We start from the raw sequence: 20,884 nt of genomic DNA, 5'->3' as shown, positions 1-20,884 counted from the left end.
CGCCGGTCCCGGTCTCCAGCCGGCTGGCAATCTTCCTGTCGAACTCGGCGGAGCCGAGATCCCGGTGGAAGGAGCAGCATCTGGAACCAACCTGGTAACGGCAGAGGGGAGGTCTTGCTGCGACCAGGTCTGTGCTTTCCGGTCAGCCACCCGCGATGGCGAAACTCCTGGCGCCTGAACACCCCCGACGCTAGGCTCAATGATCCCTTCAGTGCACTTCGTACAGCCCGTGCGCCCTACGTCGTACAGCAGCCCAGGAAGAGCGGTACCTCTCTGATGAGCGCAGGTGGCGCGGCACAGACGCCGGACCCCAGACTCGCCGAACTCGCCCGCACATCACGCAACTTCGGTTTCCTGTACGGCCATCTGCCGCTACTTGTCGCCTACGGCTCGGGTGCCGAGGCCAATGTTTTCACCGACCCGAACACGTCACTCATCAAGTCCCGGCAGTTCGGTGAGGCCCTCGCTTCCGATCTGGTGCGCCGGGGTCGTGTCCCGTTCACCGGGACCAAGCAGATCGAGCGCCTGGCCGCCCTCGACAGGGAAGGCTATCTGCACGGCAACGTGGGACCGGCCTTCCACGAGGTCCGCGTGCTCGGCAACAAGGCCAACCACGACGACTACGACGACCCGGACGACGCCTTCCGTGCTCTGCGGACCTGTCACCGGCTCGGCGTCTGGTACCACCGCCTGATCACCGGATCCCGGGAACAGCGAACCTTTGTTCCGCCGGACCCGGCCCGGACACCTGCCGCCCAGAACTTGGCCCTGCGCGCGCAGGTGGAAGAGACTCGGCGTGCGCTGGAGGAAGCCCGGCTCACCTACGAGGGCAAGGCATCCCAAGCACAGGCAGAGCAGGCCGCTCGCCTCGCGGCGGAGCAGGAGCTCGCCGACGCCGCGGCGGAGCGCGAAGAACTGGCCCGCCGGGTTGCCGCCATGCACGATCAGCTCGCGGCGCTGCAACAGGCCCAGTCCACGGCCGACGCCCGGCTGCTGCGCGAGCAGGTCACGAGCCCCGCCGCCGCGTCCGAGGCCGTGGCCGAGCGCGCCCGTCTCCTGGAGAACGCCGAGCAGGCGGCCCGCGAGCCCCTCACCGAGGCGCAGGTGCGCACGCGCCTCGACCAGATGCTCGCCGAGACGGGCTGGAGCGTCCAGGACGCGGGGGGCAGCCTCAACCTGTACGTGCAGGGCGACCGGCGCGGCAGCGGTGTCGCCGTCCGTGAGACGACCACCGCCACGGGCCGCGCCGACTACGCCCTGTACGTGGAGCGCAAGCTCGTGGGCGTGATCGAGGCCAAACGCGAGGGCGCCGACCTGACGGCCGCCGAGGCGCAGGCCGACCGGTACGCCGACCACCCCACCGAGGCACAGCAGCGCCTGATCGCCTGGCGTACCCCTCTGCCGTTCCGCTATGTGTCGGACGGCGGCGAGACCCGGTTCCGCAACACTCTGGACCCCGACTCGCGCACCAGGAGAATCTTCTCCTTCCACCAGCCTCGCACCCTGTCCCGCTGGATCCGCCAGGCCGAACAGGACCCACAGGCACCCTCCTACCGTGCCCGGCTGCGCCTGCGCATGCCAGAGCTGGACGAGCGGCCCCTTCGCCCTGCCCAGATCAAGGCGGTGCAGGGCGTCGAGGAGTCAGTCGCACTGGGCAAGGGCCAGCAGGGCACGGGCCAGTCCCGCTCCCTCGTCCAGATGGCGACCGGCGCCGGCAAGACGTACACGGCGGTGACGTTCTCGTACCGGATGCTCAAGTACGCCCAGGCCGAGCGCGTCCTGTTCCTGGTGGACCGCAACAACCTGGGCGCCCAGGCGCAGAACGAGTTCGAGAACTTCACGACGCCCGACACCAACCGCACCTTCGCCGACCTGTTCAACGTGCAGCGCCTGGGTGCCGAGGGCATGAACCCCTCCGCGAAGGTCGTCGTCTCCACTGTGCAGCGCCTGTACATGGAGCTGACGGGCGCGACCGTCCCCGCCACGCAGGGCGAGGACGGCGAGGAGGAGTACTCGTACGACACACCGGGCGACATCTCCGTCGGCTACAACCCCGGCATCCCGCCCGAGTCCTTCGACCTGATCGTGGTCGACGAGTGCCACCGCTCCATCTACGGCAAGTGGCGTTCCGTCCTGGAGTACTTCGATGCCCCCGTCGTCGGCCTCACCGCAACACCCGTCGCCCAGACCTTCGGCTACTTCAACGGCAACCTGGTCAGCGAGTACACCTACCCGGAGGCCGTCGCCGACGGGGTCAACGTCGACTTCAAGGTGTACGAGATCGTGACGCGGATAACGGGTGAGGGCGGAGTCATCGCGCGGGGCGTCATCCCTGTCCGCGACCGTCGCACCCGTCGTCAGCGCTACGAGGACTTCGACGAGGATGTCTCCTACGGCGCGACGGAAGTCGGCGTCGGCGTGATCAGCAAGGACCAACTGCGTACGGTCGTACACACCTTCCGCAACCGGCTGTTCACCGAGATCTTCCCCGAGCGCGCCAAGCGCGACAAAGAGACCGGCGAACTACTGTGGGGCGAGATGTATGTCCCCAAGACCCTCGTCTTCGCCAAGAACGACAACCATGCCGAGGAGGTCGTCGAGGTCATCCGCGACGTCTTCGGCAAGGGCAACGACTTCTGCGCGAAGATCACGCACGCTGCGAAGAAACCGGCGGAACGGCTCTCCGACTTCCGCAACCTGCCGCAACTGCGCATCGCGGTCACGGTGGACATGATCGCAACCGGCACAGACGTCAAGCCGCTCGAATGCCTGCTCTTCCTGCGGGACGTCAAGAGCTGGGCCTACTTCGAGCAGATGAAGGGCCGCGGTGCCCGCACCCTGTCGCTGACCGAGTTCGAGCGTGTCACCCCCGGCGTCGGCCCCAAGACGCACTTCGTGATCGTCGACGCGGTGGGCGTGACCCGGAAGCCGAAGGTGGACGCCAGTCCGCTGGAGCAGCACACGGAGAAGGACCTCAACCTTGAGAAACTCCTCCGCCTCACCGCCCGGGGCGTCGCAGAGGACACCCACATCTCCACCCTCGCGTCACGTCTGGCCAAGCTCGACATCCAGATGACCGACGACGAGCGCGCCGAGATTGAGGGCCTCACCGACGGCGTCCCGTTGAAGCACATCGTGCACAAGATGGTCGACGCCGTCTCGATCGACGAGCAGGGCAAGACCCGCGAGGCCGCCGAACGCCTCGGCCTCGACTCCGACCAGGCCGTCAAGGACGTCACCGAACGAGCGCTGCGGCCGTTGGCCTCCAACCCCGAGCTGCGCAACCGACTGCTGGAGATGCGCCGCGCGAAGGACATCCTGTACGACGAGACGAGCCGCGACGCCCTCGTGTCGGCCGGCGCCGTCCCGGAGGACGAGTCGACGGCACGCGAGACCGTCCGCGACTGGCAGGCGTACGTCAAGGAGCACCGGGACGAGATCGCGGCGCTCGCTCTTGCCTTCTCGGCCGATTCACCGGTCCCGCCCCGCGAGGCCCTCCGACGCCTCAAGGACCTGGCACGGGCCGTGGCCCGCCCGCCGCGCGCCTGGACTGCGGAGAAGCTGTGGCGGTCGTACGAGCAGGTGGGCGAGGCGGTGGCAACGAACCGTTCCGCCGCCCGTACGGCGGCCGACCTGCTGGCCCTGATGCGGTACGAGTTGGCGGGCGGTGCGGAGGGGAGGGCGACGCCGCCCCGTCCGCACGAAGAGGCGGTACAGGAGCGGTACGCAGCCTGGCTGACCAGGCAGGAACAGGCGGGCGTGACCTTCACCGACACCGAGCGGTGGTGGCTCGACCACATCGCCGGTGCCACGATCGAGCGTGTACGCTTCGACACCGCCGACCTCGATTACGCCCCGTTCACTAAGATGAACGGCACGGACGGATTCCTCGCCGAATTCGGCGAGGCGAGGGCGGAAGAGATCCTCGACGAGTTGGACAGGGAGCTGGGCGCGTGACTCTGGGACTGGGGGAGGATTCCGGGGGCGGTAGGGAGGATTTTCCGGGCAAGGATAGCGAGGAGCTTCCACGGGGGTGGGCTCGGGTGACGCTGAGGGAACTGTGCATTGTTAATCCTCGCGCCTTCGACGATGAACCCGGAGACGATGACGACATCTCACAGGTCCCCATGGCTTCTGTTGAGGCCGAATCTGGGCGCATTGATGCGTCTACCCATGTGCGATACGGCGACTTCAAGAAGAAATCCCTCACACACTTCCAGGAGAACGACGTTCTCTTCGCCAAGATCACGCCCTGCATGGAGAACGGCAAGATTGCGCTAGCCCAAGGGTTGCTGGGCGGTCGCGCCCTTGGCAGCACCGAGTTCCACGTGCTTCGCAGCCGTGGGGCCGTTCTCCCCGAATACTTGATGCACTACTTGCTGCAACGCGATGTGCGAGCGAACGCGGAACAAAATATGTCCGGCGCAGTTGGTCAACGCCGCGTGCCGCGACCCTATCTGGAATCCCTTGAGATTCCTGTGCCACCGCTTGCCGAACAGCGCCGCATCGTTACCGAGATTGAGCAGCAGATCAGCCACATCGAGGCAGGCGAAGAAGCGCTGGCTGAAGCGGCTAGACGGGTATCAGACCTCCGCTCCAGCATCGCCGATGCGGCCATCTCACAACATTCCGAGTCCCCTTGGGAAAAATTGCAGGGCCTCTTGAGGGAACCCTTGCGCAACGGCGTTTCAGCAAAGGCAACGACCGACGGAACCGGCGTTCGAACGCTCACCCTAACTGCGGTCACACGGAACGACTTCAGTTCGCAATTCACCAAGGTCACCAGCGCAGACCCGAAGCGGATAAAGAATCTCTGGCTCGAAGACCAGGATATTTTCGTCCAACGCTCCAACTCTGCCGAACTGGTCGGCACGTCTGCGATCTACCAGGGCGAGAGGAACTGGGCAATCTACCCCGATCTCCTCATCCGCGTTCGCGTCGACCAGTCCCGCGTATTGCCCGAATATACGGCATTGGCTCTGCGCACAAACCGGATTCTCTTCTACTTCCGCCAGAATGCGCGCGGCCTTTCCGGTTCCATGCCGAAGATCGACCAAGCGACGATTGAGAACGTCGATTTCCCGGTGCCCCCGCTTCCCCAACAGCGCCAGGCAATTGAGTGGGTGAAGCAGCAGGGTGCAGCCATAGACCCGCTTGCAGCATCTGTCAGCGAGGCACAGGCTGAGAGCGCCGAACTCCGCGCCGCCCTCCTCCACGCCGCCTTCACCGGCGCCCTGGTCCCTCAGGACCCCTCCGACGAGCCCGCCTCGCTCCTGCTCGACCGGATCCGTGCCGGAGGCGCGACCGCCAAGAAGGCACCCCGCAAGCGTGCCCCCCGCAAGCCGCGCTCCACCCCGCCCGGTCAGGAAGAACTGCCGCAATGAGCACCATCCCCGCCCTCATGAACAGCGCCACCACCCCAGGCCCCCGCCGGTCCGCCGGCGAGACGACTTCGACGCTCGTCAACCGGCTCTGGTCATACTGCGAGCTGCTGCGCCACTCTGGTGTCTCTACCCTCGACTACGTCGAGCAGCTGACATACCTTCTCTTCCTGAAGATGGCCGACGAGCGTGCCAACCGGCCGGCCAAATTCCGCCAGAACTTGCCGGAAGAGCCGCTCGTCCCGCCGGGCCTGGACTGGCAGAGCCTCACCAGCCGGTCGGCCGAGGATCTCGTGGATCACTACGAGCACGTCCTGCGGCAGCTGGGCCGCAACGGCGGCACAATGCTCGGTGAGGTCTTCACCAAGGCGCAGAACAAGATCCACGAGCCTGCCGTCCTGGAACGCCTCATCAAGGACCTGATCGACCCCTATACCTGGACCCGCGAGAACCAGGACCTCAAGGGCGACGCCTACGAAGGCTTGCTGCAGCGCGGCGCCGAGGACCGCAAGACAGGCGCAGGCCAGTACTTCACGCCCCGCCCGCTTATCGACGCCATGGTCGACTGCGTACAGCCGCGCCCCGGCGAGTCGATCACCGACCCCGCCTGTGGCACCGGCGGCTTCCTCATCGCCGCACACGCCCACATCGTCGAGCGCTATGAGGAGCAGCTGTACGGCGACGAGGCGCGCAAGCTCCAGACGGGCGCCATCACCGGCTATGAACTGGTCCGGGAGACAGCTCGGCTGGCTCTGATGAACATGCTGCTGCACGGCATCGGCACGTCCGAGGCCCGTCCGCTGATCACCATCCAGGACTCCCTGGCGAAGTCGCCGCACAAGTTCTACGACATCGTGCTCGCCAACCCGCCCTTCGGCGTGGGCTCGGTCACCGGCGAGGCGTACACCTCCCGCAAGGACTTCTGGACGCAGACCACGAACAAGCAGCTCAACTTCGTCCAGCACATCTACACCCTGCTGAAGACGAACGGCCGGGCCGCCCTGGTACTGCCCGACAACGTGCTGTTCGAGGGGGGCGCGGGCGCGGAGATCCGCCGCCGTCTGCTGGACCTCACCAACGTACACACCCTGCTGCGCCTACCCACCGGCATCTTCTACGCCAACGGTGTCAAGGCGAACGTCCTGTTCTTCGACAAGCGCCCGCCCCGCCCCGGCGGGGGGCCCGCCACCAAGCAGCTCTGGGTCTATGACTTCCGCACCGACCAGCGCTTCACCCTCAAGCAGCGCGCCCTACGCCGCGAGCACCTCGACGAGTTCGTCGCCGCGTTCCACTCCGGCGGTACGGACCACTCTGCCCGAAAGCCGAGTGAGCGCTTCCGTGCATACGAGTACGATGAACTCATCGCACGCGACAAGGTCAACCTCGACTTGACGGTGCTTCAGTCCGCCTCCGCGTCCTCCGCCTCGCTCGCGCCTCCGGACGTGATCGCACAGGAGATCGTGGAGGACCTGGAAACGGCCCTGGCTGAATTCACCGCCGTAGCACAGGCGTTGAAGAAGGCCGCACGCACCACGGCGGCCAACTCCGCCCCGAACGCTGCAGTTGACACGGCTGAGGGCCCCACTGGCACGACAGGCACGACAGGCACGACGAACGCCACCGGCACTTCCGAAGACGGCAACTTCGACGACGACACAGCCCAGGAGCGGTAGCCCGGTCTCCGTCCCTCCCCGCCAAGCCTCGTACGGGCTCTGGAGGTTAGGGGCCCGCCGGAGCCTGCTCCGGGAACGGGAGGCGCGGCCCCCTGCATCCGTGCGGACAGTACGGACACAGGCGGCCCGCCAGGGACTGGACACAGGGACTGGGTGACATGGCCAACGGGCTCGGCCGAGGCAACGGCGCAGCAGCGGCAACCGTACGACCGGAGAGGTTCTGGGGCGGCGAGGCGATAGCCGAGCGCCTCTGGAAGTTCTACCGCGAGGGAACCAACACCCGCGCCATCACCCGCCTCCAGTTCGTGGAGCACATCGGCTACCTGCTGTTCCTCAAATTGGACCACGAACGCGCCCAGCGCTCGTCCCGGTTTGCGCACCAGCCTGTAGCGCCTGCCGATGCCTGGCCGAACCTGGCCCTGCTCAACGGTGACGCCCTACACACCAGGCTGACCAAGCTCATGGACGATCTCGGCAACCAGGACCTCGCCGACCGTCCCGACCGGCAGACCGCGAGCGTTGTCTTCCGCGACGCCCAGCTCTGGGGTCTTGACCGCATGGCCGAGCTCAACAAGCTGATCATCGAGCAGATCGACCCCTACCAGTGGCTGGCGGTCCGCCAGGCCGAGTTGGGCCGCGCCTTCTCGCTGATGCTGCGCGACTGCCGCGACGACATCGACCTCAAGATCGAGACGGGCCAGACTCTCACGCCCCTGCCCATCCTGAACGCCATCACCAAAGTGCTCGCCGTGGGCCCCGAAGACATCGTGATCGATCCGGCGTGCGGCACGGGTACGACGCTCGTCGCCGCCTACAACGCGATGCTCTCCGCGAACCGTCAGTTGGCTCCGTCCGCCCTGGCGGGCGCCGACCTCGACGCGCAGATGTGCCGACTGGCCATGCTGAACATCCTGCTGCACACCGGCCGTCCGTTCGGCGACCCCGCTCCCGTCCAGCTCGCGGACACGCTCAAACGCAAGAGCCCGGTGGTCCGCTCCCAGTCCGGTGTCGTGCCCACCGTGGCCATCTGCAACCCGCCGTTCAAAAGCAACGGCGTACAGCCTGACGCCACCATGCGCGACGACTTCTGGGCCTATGGCGACTTCCCCACCAACTTTCTGCAGCATCTGGCGATCACGCTGCCCCAGGGCGCGCGGGCAGCCGTGTTCGTCCCGGACGGAGTCCTCTTCGGCGGCGGCGCGGCAGCCACCGTACGTCAGAACCTGCTAAAGACCTGCGATGTGCACACACTTCTGCGGCTGCCGACCGGGCTGTTCCACCGCAAGGGCGTGAGATCGAACATTCTCTTCTTCACGAAGTCCGCCCCCAAGCCGACCGGTGAGCCCGCCACCAGGTACCTGTGGGTGTACGACGCCCGCACGGGCAACCACCACACAGACACCGGCAACCCAGTCACCGAGGCCGACTTCGACGACTTCGTCGCCTCCTGCCTCCCTGAGGGGGGTTTCACCGCACGAGACGAGTCGACGTCGAAACGTTTCCGTCGCTACCCGGTGAAGGAACTCCTCGCACGCCCGAAGACGAGCCTCAACCTCATGGCCCATCTCACCCCGGAACTGGGCGACTTCGGTTCCCCCAAGGAGATCGCCTTCGAGGTGGCGGACCGGCTCGACGAGGCGGCTGCCCACTTCCGGCACGTCGCGGAGGCGCTGCCGGGACAGTGAGCCCAAGGACGATGCGCCGCCGGATGAGTTTGACCGGCGGCGCATCGCTGCGTAGAGGTCATGTCCAGGAACCCAGTGTGTACCGGTCCGGGGCCCGGGCAAGTGTCTCCACAGCCTCACAATCGGGCGCAGGTCCCCAGGTCACGGACCCGGATATAGGGCTCGACTCACTCCTGGTCACCGTCCTTGGCCTCGGCAATGAGGTCGAGCCCTTCCTGCAGCGCATCGTCGAACTCAGGGTGGCTGAAGGCGCGGATGCTACCTGCATACCTCCCGAAAGGCCCGGCCACGATGTCCGGCGCCTTCAGCTCGGCCCAAACCGTCTTCCCGATCCCGCCCGCTCGCTCCTCGACGCCCCAACGGTGAGCCAACGCCTCCACCAGCAGCAGCCCGCGCCCGCCGGTCTCTTCATCCCTGGGCGCCCGTACCTCAGGCCTGCCCGAGCCCGCGTCGCTGACTTCCAGTCGCAGCAGCCCGTCTGCCGGCAAGCGAGCGATCCGTACACCCACCTGTCGGTCCCTTGGTACAGGTACACGCAGTGCATTGGTCACCAGTTCCGAGAGCACCAACTCCGCTGATTCCAAAGCACCTTGAGCAATCCCCCATCCGCCGAGCACTGCGTGTAACGCGGCCCGGGACCTCGGCACACTTCGACGGGACCGGGACAGCCGGAAGATGACTTCGTCCTGTGCAGCCATGGCAGCCTCCAGAGGGTCGATGCCCGATCGGAGCCACACAGAGACGGCCATTTGGGCCGCAGGACTCCGATGTCCATGCCCAGCAGGATGTACGCGCACCATTCGAATCTGCAACGTTGCCAACTAGGATGGTTGCAATCTTCGCCCTTTCGGGTTAAGCCCACCCTGATTCCTGCGCGGTTCTGCTAGAGGTGTTGGCATGCTTACGAAGACCACCGCTCCGAATCCTTCAACCGTGCTCGGTCGCCAACTTGGCGACGAACTTCGTCGGTTGCGGGAGAAAGCAAGACTGACCACCGCTCAGGCAGCCGAAGCCCTCGACTGCACCAAAGGCAAAATCAGCCGGATCGAGAACGGTCGGGTGGCGGTCCGCCTTCCGGACCTGACCGCGATGCTGCATGCCTACGAGGTGGCGGACCCTGAGCTCCATGAGCGACTGAGCACATTGGCTCGCCAGGCCAACCGTCGCCGCAGGCAAGGATGGTGGAACCAGTACGGATCCGTCCTCGCCGACACGTACCGCGACTACATCGCGCTGGAAGCCATGGCCGGGGAGATCCGCACGTTCCAGGCGCAACTTGTTCCCGGCCTGCTCCAGACCCCGGAGTACGCCCGTGCCGTGACGGTAGCCTCGCGACAGTGGCAGACGGCAGACGAGATCGAAAGGTTCGTCCAGGTACGCCTCGCCCGCCAGGAACGGCTCAGCGGAGGCACTCCTTTGCACCTTTGGGCCGTGCTCTCAGAAGCGGTTCTCCTCCAACAGGTCGGGGGCCCTCAGGTAATGCAGGCACAGTTGGAACACCTTCTTGCCACGTCCGAGCATCCCAACGTCACCATCCAGGTCCTGCCGTTCTCGCGGGGAGCACACGCGAGTATGTTCGGCCCGTATGTAGTACTGGGTTTCCCCGAGGAGGCAGCGCTCGACGTGGTGCTGGCGGACAACCCGACCGGCTCTATCTGGCTGGAGCGGGAGGCGGAAGTCGCCCGTTACCAGGATCTGTTCGACGATGCTCGCACGTCCGCGCTCTCCCCGATGGAATCCCGCGCCGTCATCCAACGCAGGGCCAAGGAGCATAGAGCATGAATCGCGCACGCCTCAGCACGCCGGACCTGTCGGACGCGAAGTGGCGCAGCAGCACCTACAGCGGCGGCAACAACGAATGCGTCGAGATTGCCGACAACCTTCCCACCCTCATCCCCATCCGCGACAGCAAGCGCCCCGCCGGCCCCATACTCGCCTTCTCGCAGACCGCATGGGCCGCCTTCGTCAATCACCTGCAGTGACCGGAGGCCGAAACCTCAAACAGTGAAGGTTTGGACCCATCCATGGGCGCGCCCGCCCCCATCTATGCCGCGCCCACCCGTCGCAGAAGCACGCCCGTCACGCCTCCGCCGCGGGTGGGCCCCACTGCCCCGAAGCGAAAGCGCTCAACAGCTCCCGGCCGGCAACCGTGAACGGGTGGTCGGAACCCAGGCTGCGTTCCCGTCTGGCCACGACATCCATCATCAACTCTGTCGCCGCGTCCACATGACCGAGCGCGGCCCGGGCTCGGGAGAGAAGCTGCTGGGCCGAAAGCGCGATCGGGTGGTCGGGGCCGAAGCGTCGCCGGTAGGCCTCGGTAACCAGCCGTATCTCCTGGTCGGCCTCGTCGAAGCGACCCAACGAGTAGAGCGCCCAGGCGCGGTTGTGGTGGGCTCCCAAGGTCACCGTGTGGTCCTGGCCGAGAAGCCGGTCGCATTCCGAGGGCAGGTGAAGAAGGGCGCCGTCTTCTTCAGTGACGACCTCGGAGGCGGACAGCAGGACCAGCAGGCTTGAGCGTGAGCGCAAGGTCAAAGGGTGCGCGGGGCCCAGCGCCATACGTCGGCCGACGACCGTGGACCGGAGGAGCGAGAGGGCCTCGTCCCGTCTGCCGAGATTTCCCAGCACGAGCTGAAGGCCATGGCCGCTGTCCAGGGTGTCGGGATCGCTGGCCCCGAACAGACGGTCCTGAGCGGCGCGGACGCGCTCGAGCAGCGACTCGGCCTCGGCGTACCTACCCAGACGGAAAAGCGCGCGGCCTGCCCTGGAACGGGCGGCCAGTACGGACCGGTGCTCCGCGCCGAGTCGCCGCTCGCCGAAGTCCGCTGCGGCTCGGGCGGTCTCCCAGGCAGAGACGTAGTCTCCGGTGCGATGCAGAGCGACGGTCAACCGGATCACCATGGCCAAAGCGTCCGCCGATGTCGACGGGTCATCGATGCGTCGCAGCAAGGCGAGCCCATGGGGAACGAGCAGCCGGAGCAGCGGATCGTGCGGACCCGCGTCGGGGAGATCGGGAACGGCCGCGTCAAACAGTCGGACGGCCGTCGTGTCGAGAACCGGAACCGTCTCCGCCGGAGTCGCCGTCGCGACGCTGTCGAGCAACACCCCGTGGCTCTGCACGCACCGTGCACCGACGTCGACCAGTTCGGTCAACGACTGGTCGAGCAGCGCTCTCAGCGCGGTTTCGCAGCTCGCGCGAGGAAGAACAGCGTCGATCTCGGGTCGGTTGAGCAGCGACAGTGGCAACGGTTCGGGAGCGAAGCGAGCCAGCAGCCTCAGCAGTGCGGTCGCTTCGGGCAGCCCTCGTGCCTCGAACGCGTCAAGTGTCAGTTGCCACGTCAGCCCCACCATATGCCGTGGGTCCTTTTGAGACATGACATCGGCTCCTTGGTCGATGAGCGTGACTCGTTGCCCTTCGTCGAGATGGCGCCCGTAGGTCTCCATCGTCCAGGGATCGAGCACTTGTTGGGAGAGAAAGCCGCCTGCCAGCGTGAGGGCGAGCGGCAACCGTCCAAGTCGTTCCGCGATCTCCACCGCCTCCTCCTGCGTGCCGCTGTGCGGGGCTAGGTCGCGCAGTACCCTCGCGGCGTCCTCACGCGGTAGTACCCCGATGTGCTGCAGCTCTGCCCCGGGCCACCAGCGGGCAGCCGACCGGCGTGTGGTCACCAGGACCGTGCCGCGGGGACTGGTGCGCAACCAGTTGCCGTCACGGAGGATCTCCGGCTGGTCGGCGTTGTCGAGCACCAGCAGCCAGGGCTCGGCGGAGCGGTCGAGGTAGTGCCAGACGAGATCGGCGGCGGCGCGGAGCCCATTGCGGGCGGCCAGCAGTTCGCCGTCGCCCGCACCTCGGTCGGCTGCGACCGCGAGCATGCCGGCACGCAGGCTCGCGCGGTCGGATGCGCTGATCCACAAGCCCACCCTGCCGCACTCGTTGATGGCCAACTGGAAGAATGTGTAGGCGACCGCGGTCTTGCCGCAGCCGCCCATGCCGTACAGCACATAGGCTTCACCACCACACCCCGCACGCACACCTGCTCGCAGACGTTCCAGCACTTCGACACGATCTCGCAGCACGACCGGAGGCCGGCCGACTGCCGGACGGCGAACCGAGTCGGGACCATCTGGCGTGGCCGCTTCATCGCCGTAGTGGTGGTGTTCGCTGATGTGCTGGTCGCCCGACGCCTGGTAGACACGGCCACGATCCTCGGCGTGGCCTTCCATCGCGCCTGTCATTGCTGCGCGTTGTGCTGGTCTCGTCCCGCCTGATAGATCCGGGCCCGGCCGGACGCGCTGGCGTGCTGGGCGACCGCGGGGCCGGTCGAGCCCCTCGGCTCAAGTTCGTCGAGAAGCGCGCGTAGTTCCACAGCGACGCCGGGCTGGGCGGCGAGCAGCCGCCGGAGCCGTCCTTGCCACTCCAGGTGCAGCTCGCCGAGTGTCTCCTGGTCGCCGGCCTCGCTGGCAGCCAGGGCGTCTTCGCGGGTGGCTTCCAACTCCGCGACGACGGCCTCGGCGCGGTGGGGCTGAGTTCGACGCCACAGTTGTGTGATCCCTTCCCGGGTGCGGTGCCAGGCGTCAGTTGTCATCAAGGTGACCAGCGTGACTCCCGCGCTCTGTGCGAGTAATGCTGTATCCGGGTCCACAGTTCCCCCTGAGCAAGAATTCCAAATTTCACGACTATACGCCAATTGTTCGAATCTGCAGCATCCGCCATGATTTGATAGCTTGCCGCTTCGTGACCACCTATCGTCGCACTCTCGGGCCGGATGGAACAGCATGGAGCCATCCACGCCATCATCGATAAGTCCGGTTCAGGCATGGTCAAGCAGATTCGTCGAGTGCTAAGTTAATGAAACTTTTGCTCAATCAAGGGGGCGATGGCCATGAGTAGGCCTTGGGAAGCCGATCCGACCACAACTTTCAAGCGACGCCTGGGAAAGTCACCCCAGGAACTGGGAAACACAACCGACAACCCCGACTGCCCCGACATCTGGGAGCTTGAGAACGGGGACATCGCCATCATCGGCCGAGACCTCACGGAGTCACTCGGCAGGAAACTGCCGACGGGCGTCTCGGTAGGGTCCGACGAGCGGCTCATTGTCATCCCAAGGAACATGTTGGTTGCGGCGAAACCGGACATCCCCAGTGTTTGATTCCTTCTCAAGTGCCCTTTTCGAACATATGGATCGTCGCACATATCATGCGGATTTCCGTCGAATCTACGAAAGTGGCGTTCGCTGCCTGAACAAGCTCGAACGGGGGCAGAGCTTCAAGGAACGAGGGTTTGCCAGCTGGGAGGCCTTCGCTGCCGGAGAATGGGAAAGAGCACTGTCTCTCGTCGAGGAGAAGCGCGACGTCTACACATTGCAGTTTCGCGAGGCGGCCCGGCTGAACATCCTGGAACGCCGCCTTCGCGTGGTGGAGTTCCCAGTCACCCCATACGTCCAGTGGGAGATGTTCGTTCTGCGCCTGCGCGTGGAGCTGGGCGACAACATCAGAGTGCTCGATGCCCGCAAGATCGCGGACGTTGAGAAGGACCGCCCTGTTCCGGAGGTGGTGATCCTCGGAGACGTCGTCATGTACGAGGTGTGCTACGACGATGACGGAAACGCGGCGGGAGCCAATCGCTTCGCCGACCGAGCACTGATCCGGGAAACGTTGGCCGGATTCGATGCGCTGTACGGGTGTGGGGAAGACTTTCACAGCTTCTTCGACAGGGAGATCGCTCCTCTTCCCCCGCCCACAGTCGCCTACTGAGCTGAGCGCCGGGCTCCCCGTGTGGCGCCAGTCCGGCGCTCTCGGACGTCGACGCAGAGCGCAGCCCGCCAGACCGTCGGAGGTGATAGGCGGCCGGCCGGGGTACCCTGGCCACAGCTCAATGGCGGGCAGACCGTACCGGACACTACGCCGGGCTCTCCTCCCCCGGCTCACCCTGGTCCGCGATCTCCTGCCAGAGCCGCTCGGCGATCTCCACCAGCGTCCCGTCACCCGGAACCCTCCACTGCTTCGGGCCCTGGACGGCGCTCCACTGCTCCTTCCAGTCGGCCGCGTTCCACATCTGGGAGACCAGTCCGGTCGGGGAGTACCGCTTGCCGTCGGCCTCCCAGAGGATGGGGGCCTTCCGGTCGTTCACCCAAGTCGCCCTGCGGCGCCGGAGGTCCTCGTCGAGCCAGGCCCCGATGGCCAGTTCTTCCACGGTGCTGGGGGCGTAGACGAGAGGCGTGCCGTCGCTGATGGCGTCGTGGTCGACGAGCAGGCGAACCGTCTGGGGTCGTCGCTGCCGCTTCTCCGCGGTGTTCTCCATGAGGGCTTTCAGGTTCATGGGCGAGTCCGGACCGGTGCCGCGTTCGAGCACCCCCCGGACCGCGGCAACCAGCCGCGCGCAACGCTCCTCGTTGGCGAAGGTGCTCGTGACGTAGCTCTTGTTCGTGAAAAGGGTGTCGACCATGGTGATGAGGCAGAGAGCCACGGCGTTGACCTGCCTCGGCACGTCGGCGAGCACCGCGGCCCACTCGTCATCCGGCTCGTCGAACCGGTCCTTGCCGATGCGCTGGAACACCAGATGGACCACCAGCAGCGCCCCGCTGTCCACCACCGCGGCCGGCCGTCCAGTAAACTTGGCTCTCAATTCGGTCAATTGATCCCTCACCCGCCTGAAGACCTGCACCGCGCGCCAGATCTGCTGGGCGGTCGGCTGCTGACCGAACAGCCTGATGTAGGCCCCTCCCGGGCCCTCCTCCCACAGCGCGTTCGTGGAACCCTTGACCCGCACGGCAAGCGACGGGTCCCGGTGCATGCAGGCCAGGGCCGTGGCAGCTTCCGTGACCGAACAGCCTGACTCAGGAGCCGGGTCCAGCTCGCCCCGCCGGAAGACGTACTCCTTGTCGAGCGAGAGACTGAAGTCCTTTTGGATCTCACTTTGGACGGTGTCGATGGCGATGAAGTCCCGGCGCTCCATGTGGTTCTGCGTGTTGGTGGCCTTGGTAATGGAGTGTCCGAAGCCCTCCGGCGCTCCTTCCAGGGAGATGATCCGCACCAGGACATAGGCTTCCGCGACCGCCTCTGGGTTTCTCTCGTATGCCCGGAAGGAGGAGGACACCGTCTGTGCGCCGTTGACCACACTGGCGTTGTGCAGGGTGAGGGTAGTGGGCTGGCCAACTGCTCTCTTGGCGTGGTACTCCTGCTCGATCCTGTCGCACTGCACGGTGATGCCATTGTGGCGGTAAAGGAAGCCCTCCGGGTCCTCCAGTATCGACTCCACCATGGTCTGGTTGACCCCGGTGAGCCCCAGCGACTTGCGCACATTGCGGTCGTAGAGACGCTCGCCGTGCCCCTCTTCATCGCTCTTGCCGCCGTACCAACAGGCCAGTTGATCGGCGCTGACCTCACCGATCACTGCCTTGTACGGAGTCTCCCGGCTGTACCACTCGCGGTCCATGGTCGCCTTGAGAGTAATCGGCTGCGGCTCCAGATCCTCCCGTATCGCCCGGTGGAGGTCCCTCTGGTCCAGGACCCGGTACTCCACGCTCCTGCCACGTCCACCGAACTCGTTGGCCGCCTCGTCCAGAATGTTGCGGGTCTCGACGGAGAGACAGCCGTCCCCCATGAGGGCGATGACCAGGTTCACCTTGCACGTGGGCAGCCGGAGGACGCCGTGCACACGATCCGCGAGCAGCTGCAACCGCTCGTTGAAGTGGTCGAGATCCCGGTTGTCGAGCTTCTTCAGACCGTGTACCAGCTTGAGTGCCGCCTCCGTGTCGAAGCCGGCCGTCCCCTTGTCCTTCCACTTGGCCTGGATGAGCCAGAGTTCGGATCCCGAGGCAGAGAACGCGACGCAGTCGATGCCGAAGTCGTCCCTGCCATCGATCACCCACGCCGCTGCTTCGTCCGAGGTGCAGTCCGCGAGGATGCGGGCGGCTTTCGCGGACACGGCCCTCGACAGCAGGGCTGTCTCGCGCTCCTTGGCGCCCTTCTTCTCGAAGTCGTCCATGGAGATCCGATCCTGGAACTCCCGCAGCAGCGCCCTCTTAATGTGCTGAACCTCAAGAGGCATGTCCTGCGCGCCCTTGCCCATCCGTACTCCCCGCGACCGCTCTCGACAGAACTGATCAGACTATCGAAGCGACGCACAGCGTGCCCCAGCCCTGCATCAGCATATGCAGCCGATCTGATTGTTCCGGACCGTTTTCGGCCAGCGGCTGGCCAGAGCTTGGCTCGCGTCCGCTGCATGTAGAGCGTGGGTGACTCGTGCCCTCGTCAGCACAGGTGGATGGGAAATCGGCACCAGCCGAAAAGAAAAAGGCAGACGAGTCGGGCTGTACGCCGGGTTCTGTCGCCCGGTCGCCTCGCGGCGGCCGGGGAGACGGCCATCCATCTAGGACCGGCGTTGCCGCCGGCCTCGTGCGGTCTACCCGCGGACTCGGGCGGGCAGCCCTCGAACGTCCGCGCAGAGCGCTTTTCACGGCGCTCCTTTTGACCTTGCTCCGGGTGGGGTTTACCTAGCTGCCCAGGTCGCCCTGGGCACTGGTGGTCTCTTACACCACCGTTTCACCCTTACCCGGCGCCGAAGCACCGGGCGGTCTGTTTTCTGTGGCACTGTCCCGCGGGTCACCCCGGGTGGCCGTTAGCCATCACCCTGCCCTGTGGAGCCCGGACGTTCCTCGGGAAGCCCTGGGGGCTTCACGCGGCCGTCCGCCCGGCTCGTCTGCCGTGGGGACCATGGTACCGGGCGACGGCTCAGAGGAAGTCCGCGGTCTCCAGGTCGAAGCCGAAGGGATCGGGGAGGGGGAGGGGCTTACCGAAGGGGAGCGTGGTGTGCTCCCGGTAGTCGTCGCGCCTCGGGTCGCCGAAGATCGTGACCTGGGAGGTGTCTCGGTCGACCAGGAGGTAATGGGGGATGCCGGCGCGGGCGTAGCAGCGGCGTTTGGCCTCGCGGTCCGCGGTCGGCTTCGTGGACGTCACCTCCAGCACCATGGCGATGCCGTCGCAGGGCATCCAGGGGCCGGCGTTCCCGAAGACGTCGAGATCGAGGGGCGCGAAGGTGGCGTCCGGGACCACGTGGTTCTTCGGGCACGCGCCTCCGCTCCTCAGCTTCAGCCCTTTGTTCCCGGAGAAGTCCATGTCGGTCCGGGAACGCCTGATCACCTGCCGCACGATCCGGCTGATGTACTTCTCGTGATCCCCGTCCGGCGGCGGTGTCACGACGATCTCCCCCTCGACGAGTTCCGCCCGGAAGCCTTCCGGGGTGTCCAGGGCGAGGAAGCCCTCCAGCAGGACCTCTTCCTGCGTGAGCGGCTCGTGGGCCATGGCAGTCACGTCACGCCCCTCCTTCGGTCGCTCGCCAGACTGGGGCATCGGTGGATCACCTGTCCGTGGGATCGGGAACCGTTCCCTCGATCGTGGCACAGGATCATCACCACCGTCGGGACACCGCTCGCTCGACCCCGCCGGGACGCGAAGCGGCACCCCTTACGCTGGCGTGGAGTTCTGTCCGAAGGAGAAACGCGCGTGCTGGTCCTGCTGCCCCCGTCCGAAGGAAAGGCCGCTCCCGGCCGTGGCGTCCCGCTGAAACCGGAGTCGCTGTCGCTGCCGGGGCTCGCCGCCGCGCGGGAGGCGGTGCTGGACGAGCTGGTCGAGCTGTGCGCCGGGGACGAGGAGAAGGCGCGCGAGGTGCTCAGGCTGAGCGAGGGGCTGCGGGGCGAGATCGCGAAGAACGCCGCACTGCGCACCGCGGGCACGCGGCCGGCCGGGGAGGTCTACACGGGCGTGCTGTACGACGCCCTCGGCCTGGCGTCGCTCGACGCGGCCGCCGGGCGGCGGGCGGCTCGTTCGCTGCTGGTGTTCTCGGGGCTGTGGGGTGCCGTGCGGGTGACGGACCGCATCCCGTCGTACCGCTGCTCGATGGGGGTGCGGCTGCCGGGACTGGGGGCGCTGGGCGCGTACTGGCGGGCGCCGATGGCTCAAGTGCTGCCCGAGGTGGCCGGGGAGGGGCTGGTGCTGGACCTTCGGTCGGCGGCGTACGCGGCGGCGTGGAAGCCGAAGGGGGAGGTGGCCGCGCGGACGGCGAGCGTGCGGGTGCTGCACGCGCCGACCCGGAAGGTGGTCAGCCACTTCAACAAGGCGACGAAGGGCCGGATCGTGCGGAGCCTGCTGACGGCGGGCACCGCCCCGAAGGACCCGGCCGACCTGGTGGTGGCGCTGCGGGACCTCGGCTACACGGTGGAGGAGAAGGCTCCGGTACGGGCGGGGGCGGCCTGGACGCTGGACGTGCTGGTGGACGAGGTCCACTGACGCCGGTCAGGGGCGCTGCTCCCCGCGGAACGCCCTGTGCGCACGGCGCACCCCGGGGGCGGGCCGAGGCGCGTGACCTGACCCTCGTCGTACCCGGCCCTGCCCGACGCCGGCTGTGTCGACGGCGGTCGGACGGCACCCGCGCACGCGGTGGCGACGCGCGGCCGGACACAGGTGACGGCACCCGCGCGCCTGGTGGCGACGCGCGGCCGGGCGCGGGTGACGGAGCCCACGGGCACGGTGGCGACGCGCGGCCGGGCGCGGGTGGCGGCGCCGGCGCGGGCCGCCGCGCGGCTCAACCGCGCAGGTGGGACGTGTCGTTGAAGAGGCGGACGCTGGCGTTGCCGTCCGCGTAGTACGCGACGACCGACAGGGAGGCCGCCGACAGCTCCATCCGGAACAGTGACTCCGGCGGGGCACCCAGGGCGAGCCGGACCAGGGTCTTGATCGGGGTCACGTGGGTGACCAGCAGGACCGTGCGCCCCGCGTACGCCGCGACCAGCCGGTCGCGGGTGGCGGCGATCCGGGTCGCCGTCGTCGCGAAGCTCTCGCCGCCGCCGGTCGGTTCGGCCTCCGGGTCGGCCAGCCAGGCGTTCAGGTCCTCGGGGTGGCGCTCGCGGACCTCACCGAAGGTGAGACCCTCCCAGGCGCCGAAGTCCGTCTCGCGCAGCCCGTCGTCGACGGTGACCTCCAGCCCCAGCCGGGCCGCGACGGCGGCGGCGGTCTCCCGCGTCCGCGCGAGCGGCGAGGCGACGATGTGCTGGACCGTGCCCCGCCGGGCCAGCGCCGCCGCGACCCGCTCGGCCTGCTCCCGCCCGACGGCCGAGAGCGCGGGATCGCTCCCCCCGCTCCCGGAGAACCGTTTCTCGGGCGTGAGCGGCGTCTCGCCGTGCCGGAGCAGGACGAAGGTGGCGGGCGCCCCGAGGTCGGGGGCGGAACCCCAGCCGACGGAGGGCCGCGCCTGCCCGGCCGGGACGCCGGGAGCGACAGAGGTGGCGGGAGCGGCGGCGAGGGTGCGGGCGGCTCGGTGGTCCGCCTCCGCCTCCGGGGAGCCGGTGGCGGTGCCGGTCTCCCCACGGGCGGCTTCGGCCGCCGTTTCGGGGCCGGTGGCCGAAGCGGAGCCCGATGCCCCGTCAGCCCTGTCGGTCCCGTCAGCCCTGCCGGTCCCGTCGGCCGCGCCCGCAGGCTCCCCGGCGGGAGCCGTGACCGCCGCGCCGTCGGCGGGGGCGGCGCGCGTCGCCGTACCGGCCGCGGCCGTGTCGCCGGACTGCGTGGGGGAAACCGCCGCGGTGGCGGCCGTGCGTCCCTTCACCAGCGCCTCGCGGGCCCTCGCCGCGCCGGCGGCCGCGTCTCCGGGCGGCCCCGGGGGCGGGAGGTCGGCCGGGGCGGTCCGGGAACGGTCGGCAGGGGTGGCGAGCGCCGCCGTGGACGCCCCGGCCTCCCACTGCTCGCCCCGCTTGCCGGCGTCCATCGCCTCGTTGGCCAGGCGGTCGGCGTGCTTGTTCTGCTCCCGGGGGATCCACTCGTAGGTGACCTGGCCCGGTGGGTGGATCCGGGCGGCCTCCGTGGCCAGCGGCTTCATGTCGGGGTGCTTGATCTTCCAGCGGCCCGACATCTGCTCGACGACGAGCTTGGAGTCCATGCGGACCCGCACCGGGGCGGCGGGGTCCAGTTCCCGGGCGGCGCGCAGGCCGGCCAGCAGCCCCCGGTACTCGGCGACGTTGTTGGTGGCGACGCCGATGTACTCGGCCCGTTCGACGAGGGTCTCCCCCGTCGCCGCGTCGATGACCACGCTGCCGTAGCCCGCGGGCCCCGGGTTGCCCCGGGACCCCCCGTCGGCCTCGACGATGAACTCCCGCAC

The 20,884-nt window shown here is 67.5% G+C and carries 15 protein-coding genes and 1 other RNA gene; 9 read left to right on the top strand and 7 right to left on the bottom strand.

Features of this window, described 5'->3' with window-relative positions:
* Positions 1-276 precede the first annotated feature (276 nt).
* The 4 genes from ACGFQC_RS03485 (at position 277) to ACGFQC_RS03470 (ending at position 8,739) form a co-directional block, all read left to right on the top strand.
* Positions 277-3,957, top strand: coding sequence for a DEAD/DEAH box helicase family protein (locus ACGFQC_RS03485; protein WP_363087041.1), 3,681 nt, complete (start codon positions 277-279; stop codon positions 3,955-3,957).
* The gene (locus tag ACGFQC_RS03480; RefSeq protein ID WP_363087040.1) at positions 3,954-5,384 is read left to right on the top strand and encodes a restriction endonuclease subunit S; all 1,431 of its coding nucleotides are present in this window, start codon (positions 3,954-3,956) and stop codon (positions 5,382-5,384) included. Before ACGFQC_RS03485 ends, ACGFQC_RS03480 begins: the two co-directional genes overlap by 4 nt.
* Positions 5,381-7,054, top strand: coding sequence for a class I SAM-dependent DNA methyltransferase (locus ACGFQC_RS03475; RefSeq protein WP_363087039.1), 1,674 nt, complete (start codon positions 5,381-5,383; stop codon positions 7,052-7,054). The genes ACGFQC_RS03480 and ACGFQC_RS03475 overlap by 4 nt, the downstream gene beginning before the upstream one ends.
* A 158-nt stretch (positions 7,055-7,212) precedes the next feature.
* Entirely contained in the window at positions 7,213-8,739 is a 1,527-nt protein-coding gene (locus tag ACGFQC_RS03470) for an N-6 DNA methylase (protein ID WP_363087038.1), read from the top strand.
* A gap of 167 nt (positions 8,740-8,906) precedes the next feature.
* On the opposite strand, the gene ACGFQC_RS03465 is transcribed toward ACGFQC_RS03470, so the two are convergent.
* Positions 8,907-9,437, bottom strand: a complete 531-nt coding sequence (locus ACGFQC_RS03465; RefSeq protein WP_363087037.1) for an ATP-binding protein — start codon at positions 9,435-9,437, stop codon at positions 8,907-8,909.
* A 199-nt stretch (positions 9,438-9,636) separates the two neighbouring features.
* Between ACGFQC_RS03465 and ACGFQC_RS03460 the strand changes: the two genes are divergently transcribed.
* The gene (locus tag ACGFQC_RS03460) at positions 9,637-10,521 is read left to right on the top strand and encodes a helix-turn-helix transcriptional regulator (protein ID WP_363087036.1); all 885 of its coding nucleotides are present in this window, start codon (positions 9,637-9,639) and stop codon (positions 10,519-10,521) included.
* Entirely contained in the window at positions 10,518-10,721 is a 204-nt protein-coding gene (locus ACGFQC_RS03455) for a DUF397 domain-containing protein (RefSeq protein ID WP_363087035.1), read from the top strand. The genes ACGFQC_RS03460 and ACGFQC_RS03455 overlap by 4 nt, the downstream gene beginning before the upstream one ends.
* Before the next feature lie 97 nt (positions 10,722-10,818).
* On the opposite strand, the gene ACGFQC_RS03450 is transcribed toward ACGFQC_RS03455, so the two are convergent.
* On the bottom strand, positions 10,819-12,969 hold the full coding sequence (locus ACGFQC_RS03450) for a tetratricopeptide repeat protein (protein WP_363087034.1): 2,151 nt from the start codon (positions 12,967-12,969) through the stop codon (positions 10,819-10,821).
* Positions 12,966-13,376, bottom strand: coding sequence for a hypothetical protein (locus ACGFQC_RS03445; protein ID WP_363087033.1), 411 nt, complete (start codon positions 13,374-13,376; stop codon positions 12,966-12,968). Before ACGFQC_RS03445 ends, ACGFQC_RS03450 begins: the two co-directional genes overlap by 4 nt.
* A 240-nt stretch (positions 13,377-13,616) precedes the next feature.
* Between ACGFQC_RS03445 and ACGFQC_RS03440 the strand changes: the two genes are divergently transcribed.
* Together ACGFQC_RS03440 and ACGFQC_RS03435 are read left to right on the top strand one after the other, a co-directional pair.
* Positions 13,617-13,886: a hypothetical protein gene (locus ACGFQC_RS03440; protein ID WP_363087364.1), complete on the top strand. Its 270-nt coding sequence runs from the start codon at positions 13,617-13,619 to the stop codon at positions 13,884-13,886.
* Positions 13,879-14,490: a DUF6879 family protein gene (locus ACGFQC_RS03435; RefSeq protein WP_363087032.1), complete on the top strand. Its 612-nt coding sequence runs from the start codon at positions 13,879-13,881 to the stop codon at positions 14,488-14,490. Before ACGFQC_RS03440 ends, ACGFQC_RS03435 begins: the two co-directional genes overlap by 8 nt.
* A gap of 145 nt (positions 14,491-14,635) precedes the next feature.
* On the opposite strand, the gene ACGFQC_RS03430 is transcribed toward ACGFQC_RS03435, so the two are convergent.
* The 3 genes from ACGFQC_RS03430 to ACGFQC_RS03420 form a co-directional block, all read right to left on the bottom strand.
* Positions 14,636-16,807, bottom strand: a complete 2,172-nt coding sequence (locus ACGFQC_RS03430) for an AIPR family protein (RefSeq protein WP_363087031.1) — start codon at positions 16,805-16,807, stop codon at positions 14,636-14,638.
* Between the two features lie 228 nt (positions 16,808-17,035).
* An RNA gene (gene rnpB / locus ACGFQC_RS03425) (RNase P RNA component class A) lies at positions 17,036-17,436 on the bottom strand.
* 33 nt (positions 17,437-17,469) lie between these two features.
* Positions 17,470-18,039, bottom strand: a complete 570-nt coding sequence (locus ACGFQC_RS03420; RefSeq protein WP_363087363.1) for a Uma2 family endonuclease — start codon at positions 18,037-18,039, stop codon at positions 17,470-17,472.
* Positions 18,040-18,240: 201 nt separating this feature from the next.
* On the opposite strand from ACGFQC_RS03420, the gene yaaA reads away from it, so the two are divergent.
* Positions 18,241-19,023: a peroxide stress protein YaaA gene (yaaA, locus tag ACGFQC_RS03415; RefSeq protein WP_363087030.1), complete on the top strand. Its 783-nt coding sequence runs from the start codon at positions 18,241-18,243 to the stop codon at positions 19,021-19,023.
* Positions 19,024-19,318: 295 nt separating this feature from the next.
* Here the strand turns inward: yaaA and ACGFQC_RS03410 are convergent, their stop codons facing one another.
* On the bottom strand, positions 19,319-20,884 hold the full coding sequence (locus tag ACGFQC_RS03410) for a bifunctional RNase H/acid phosphatase (RefSeq protein ID WP_363087029.1): 1,566 nt from the start codon (positions 20,882-20,884) through the stop codon (positions 19,319-19,321).

It is taken from the genome of Streptomyces sp. NPDC048734, from assembly GCF_043198675.1.
Lineage (GTDB): Bacteria > Actinomycetota > Actinomycetes > Streptomycetales > Streptomycetaceae > Streptomyces.
This window is presented reverse-complemented; position numbering and strand designations above follow the sequence as displayed.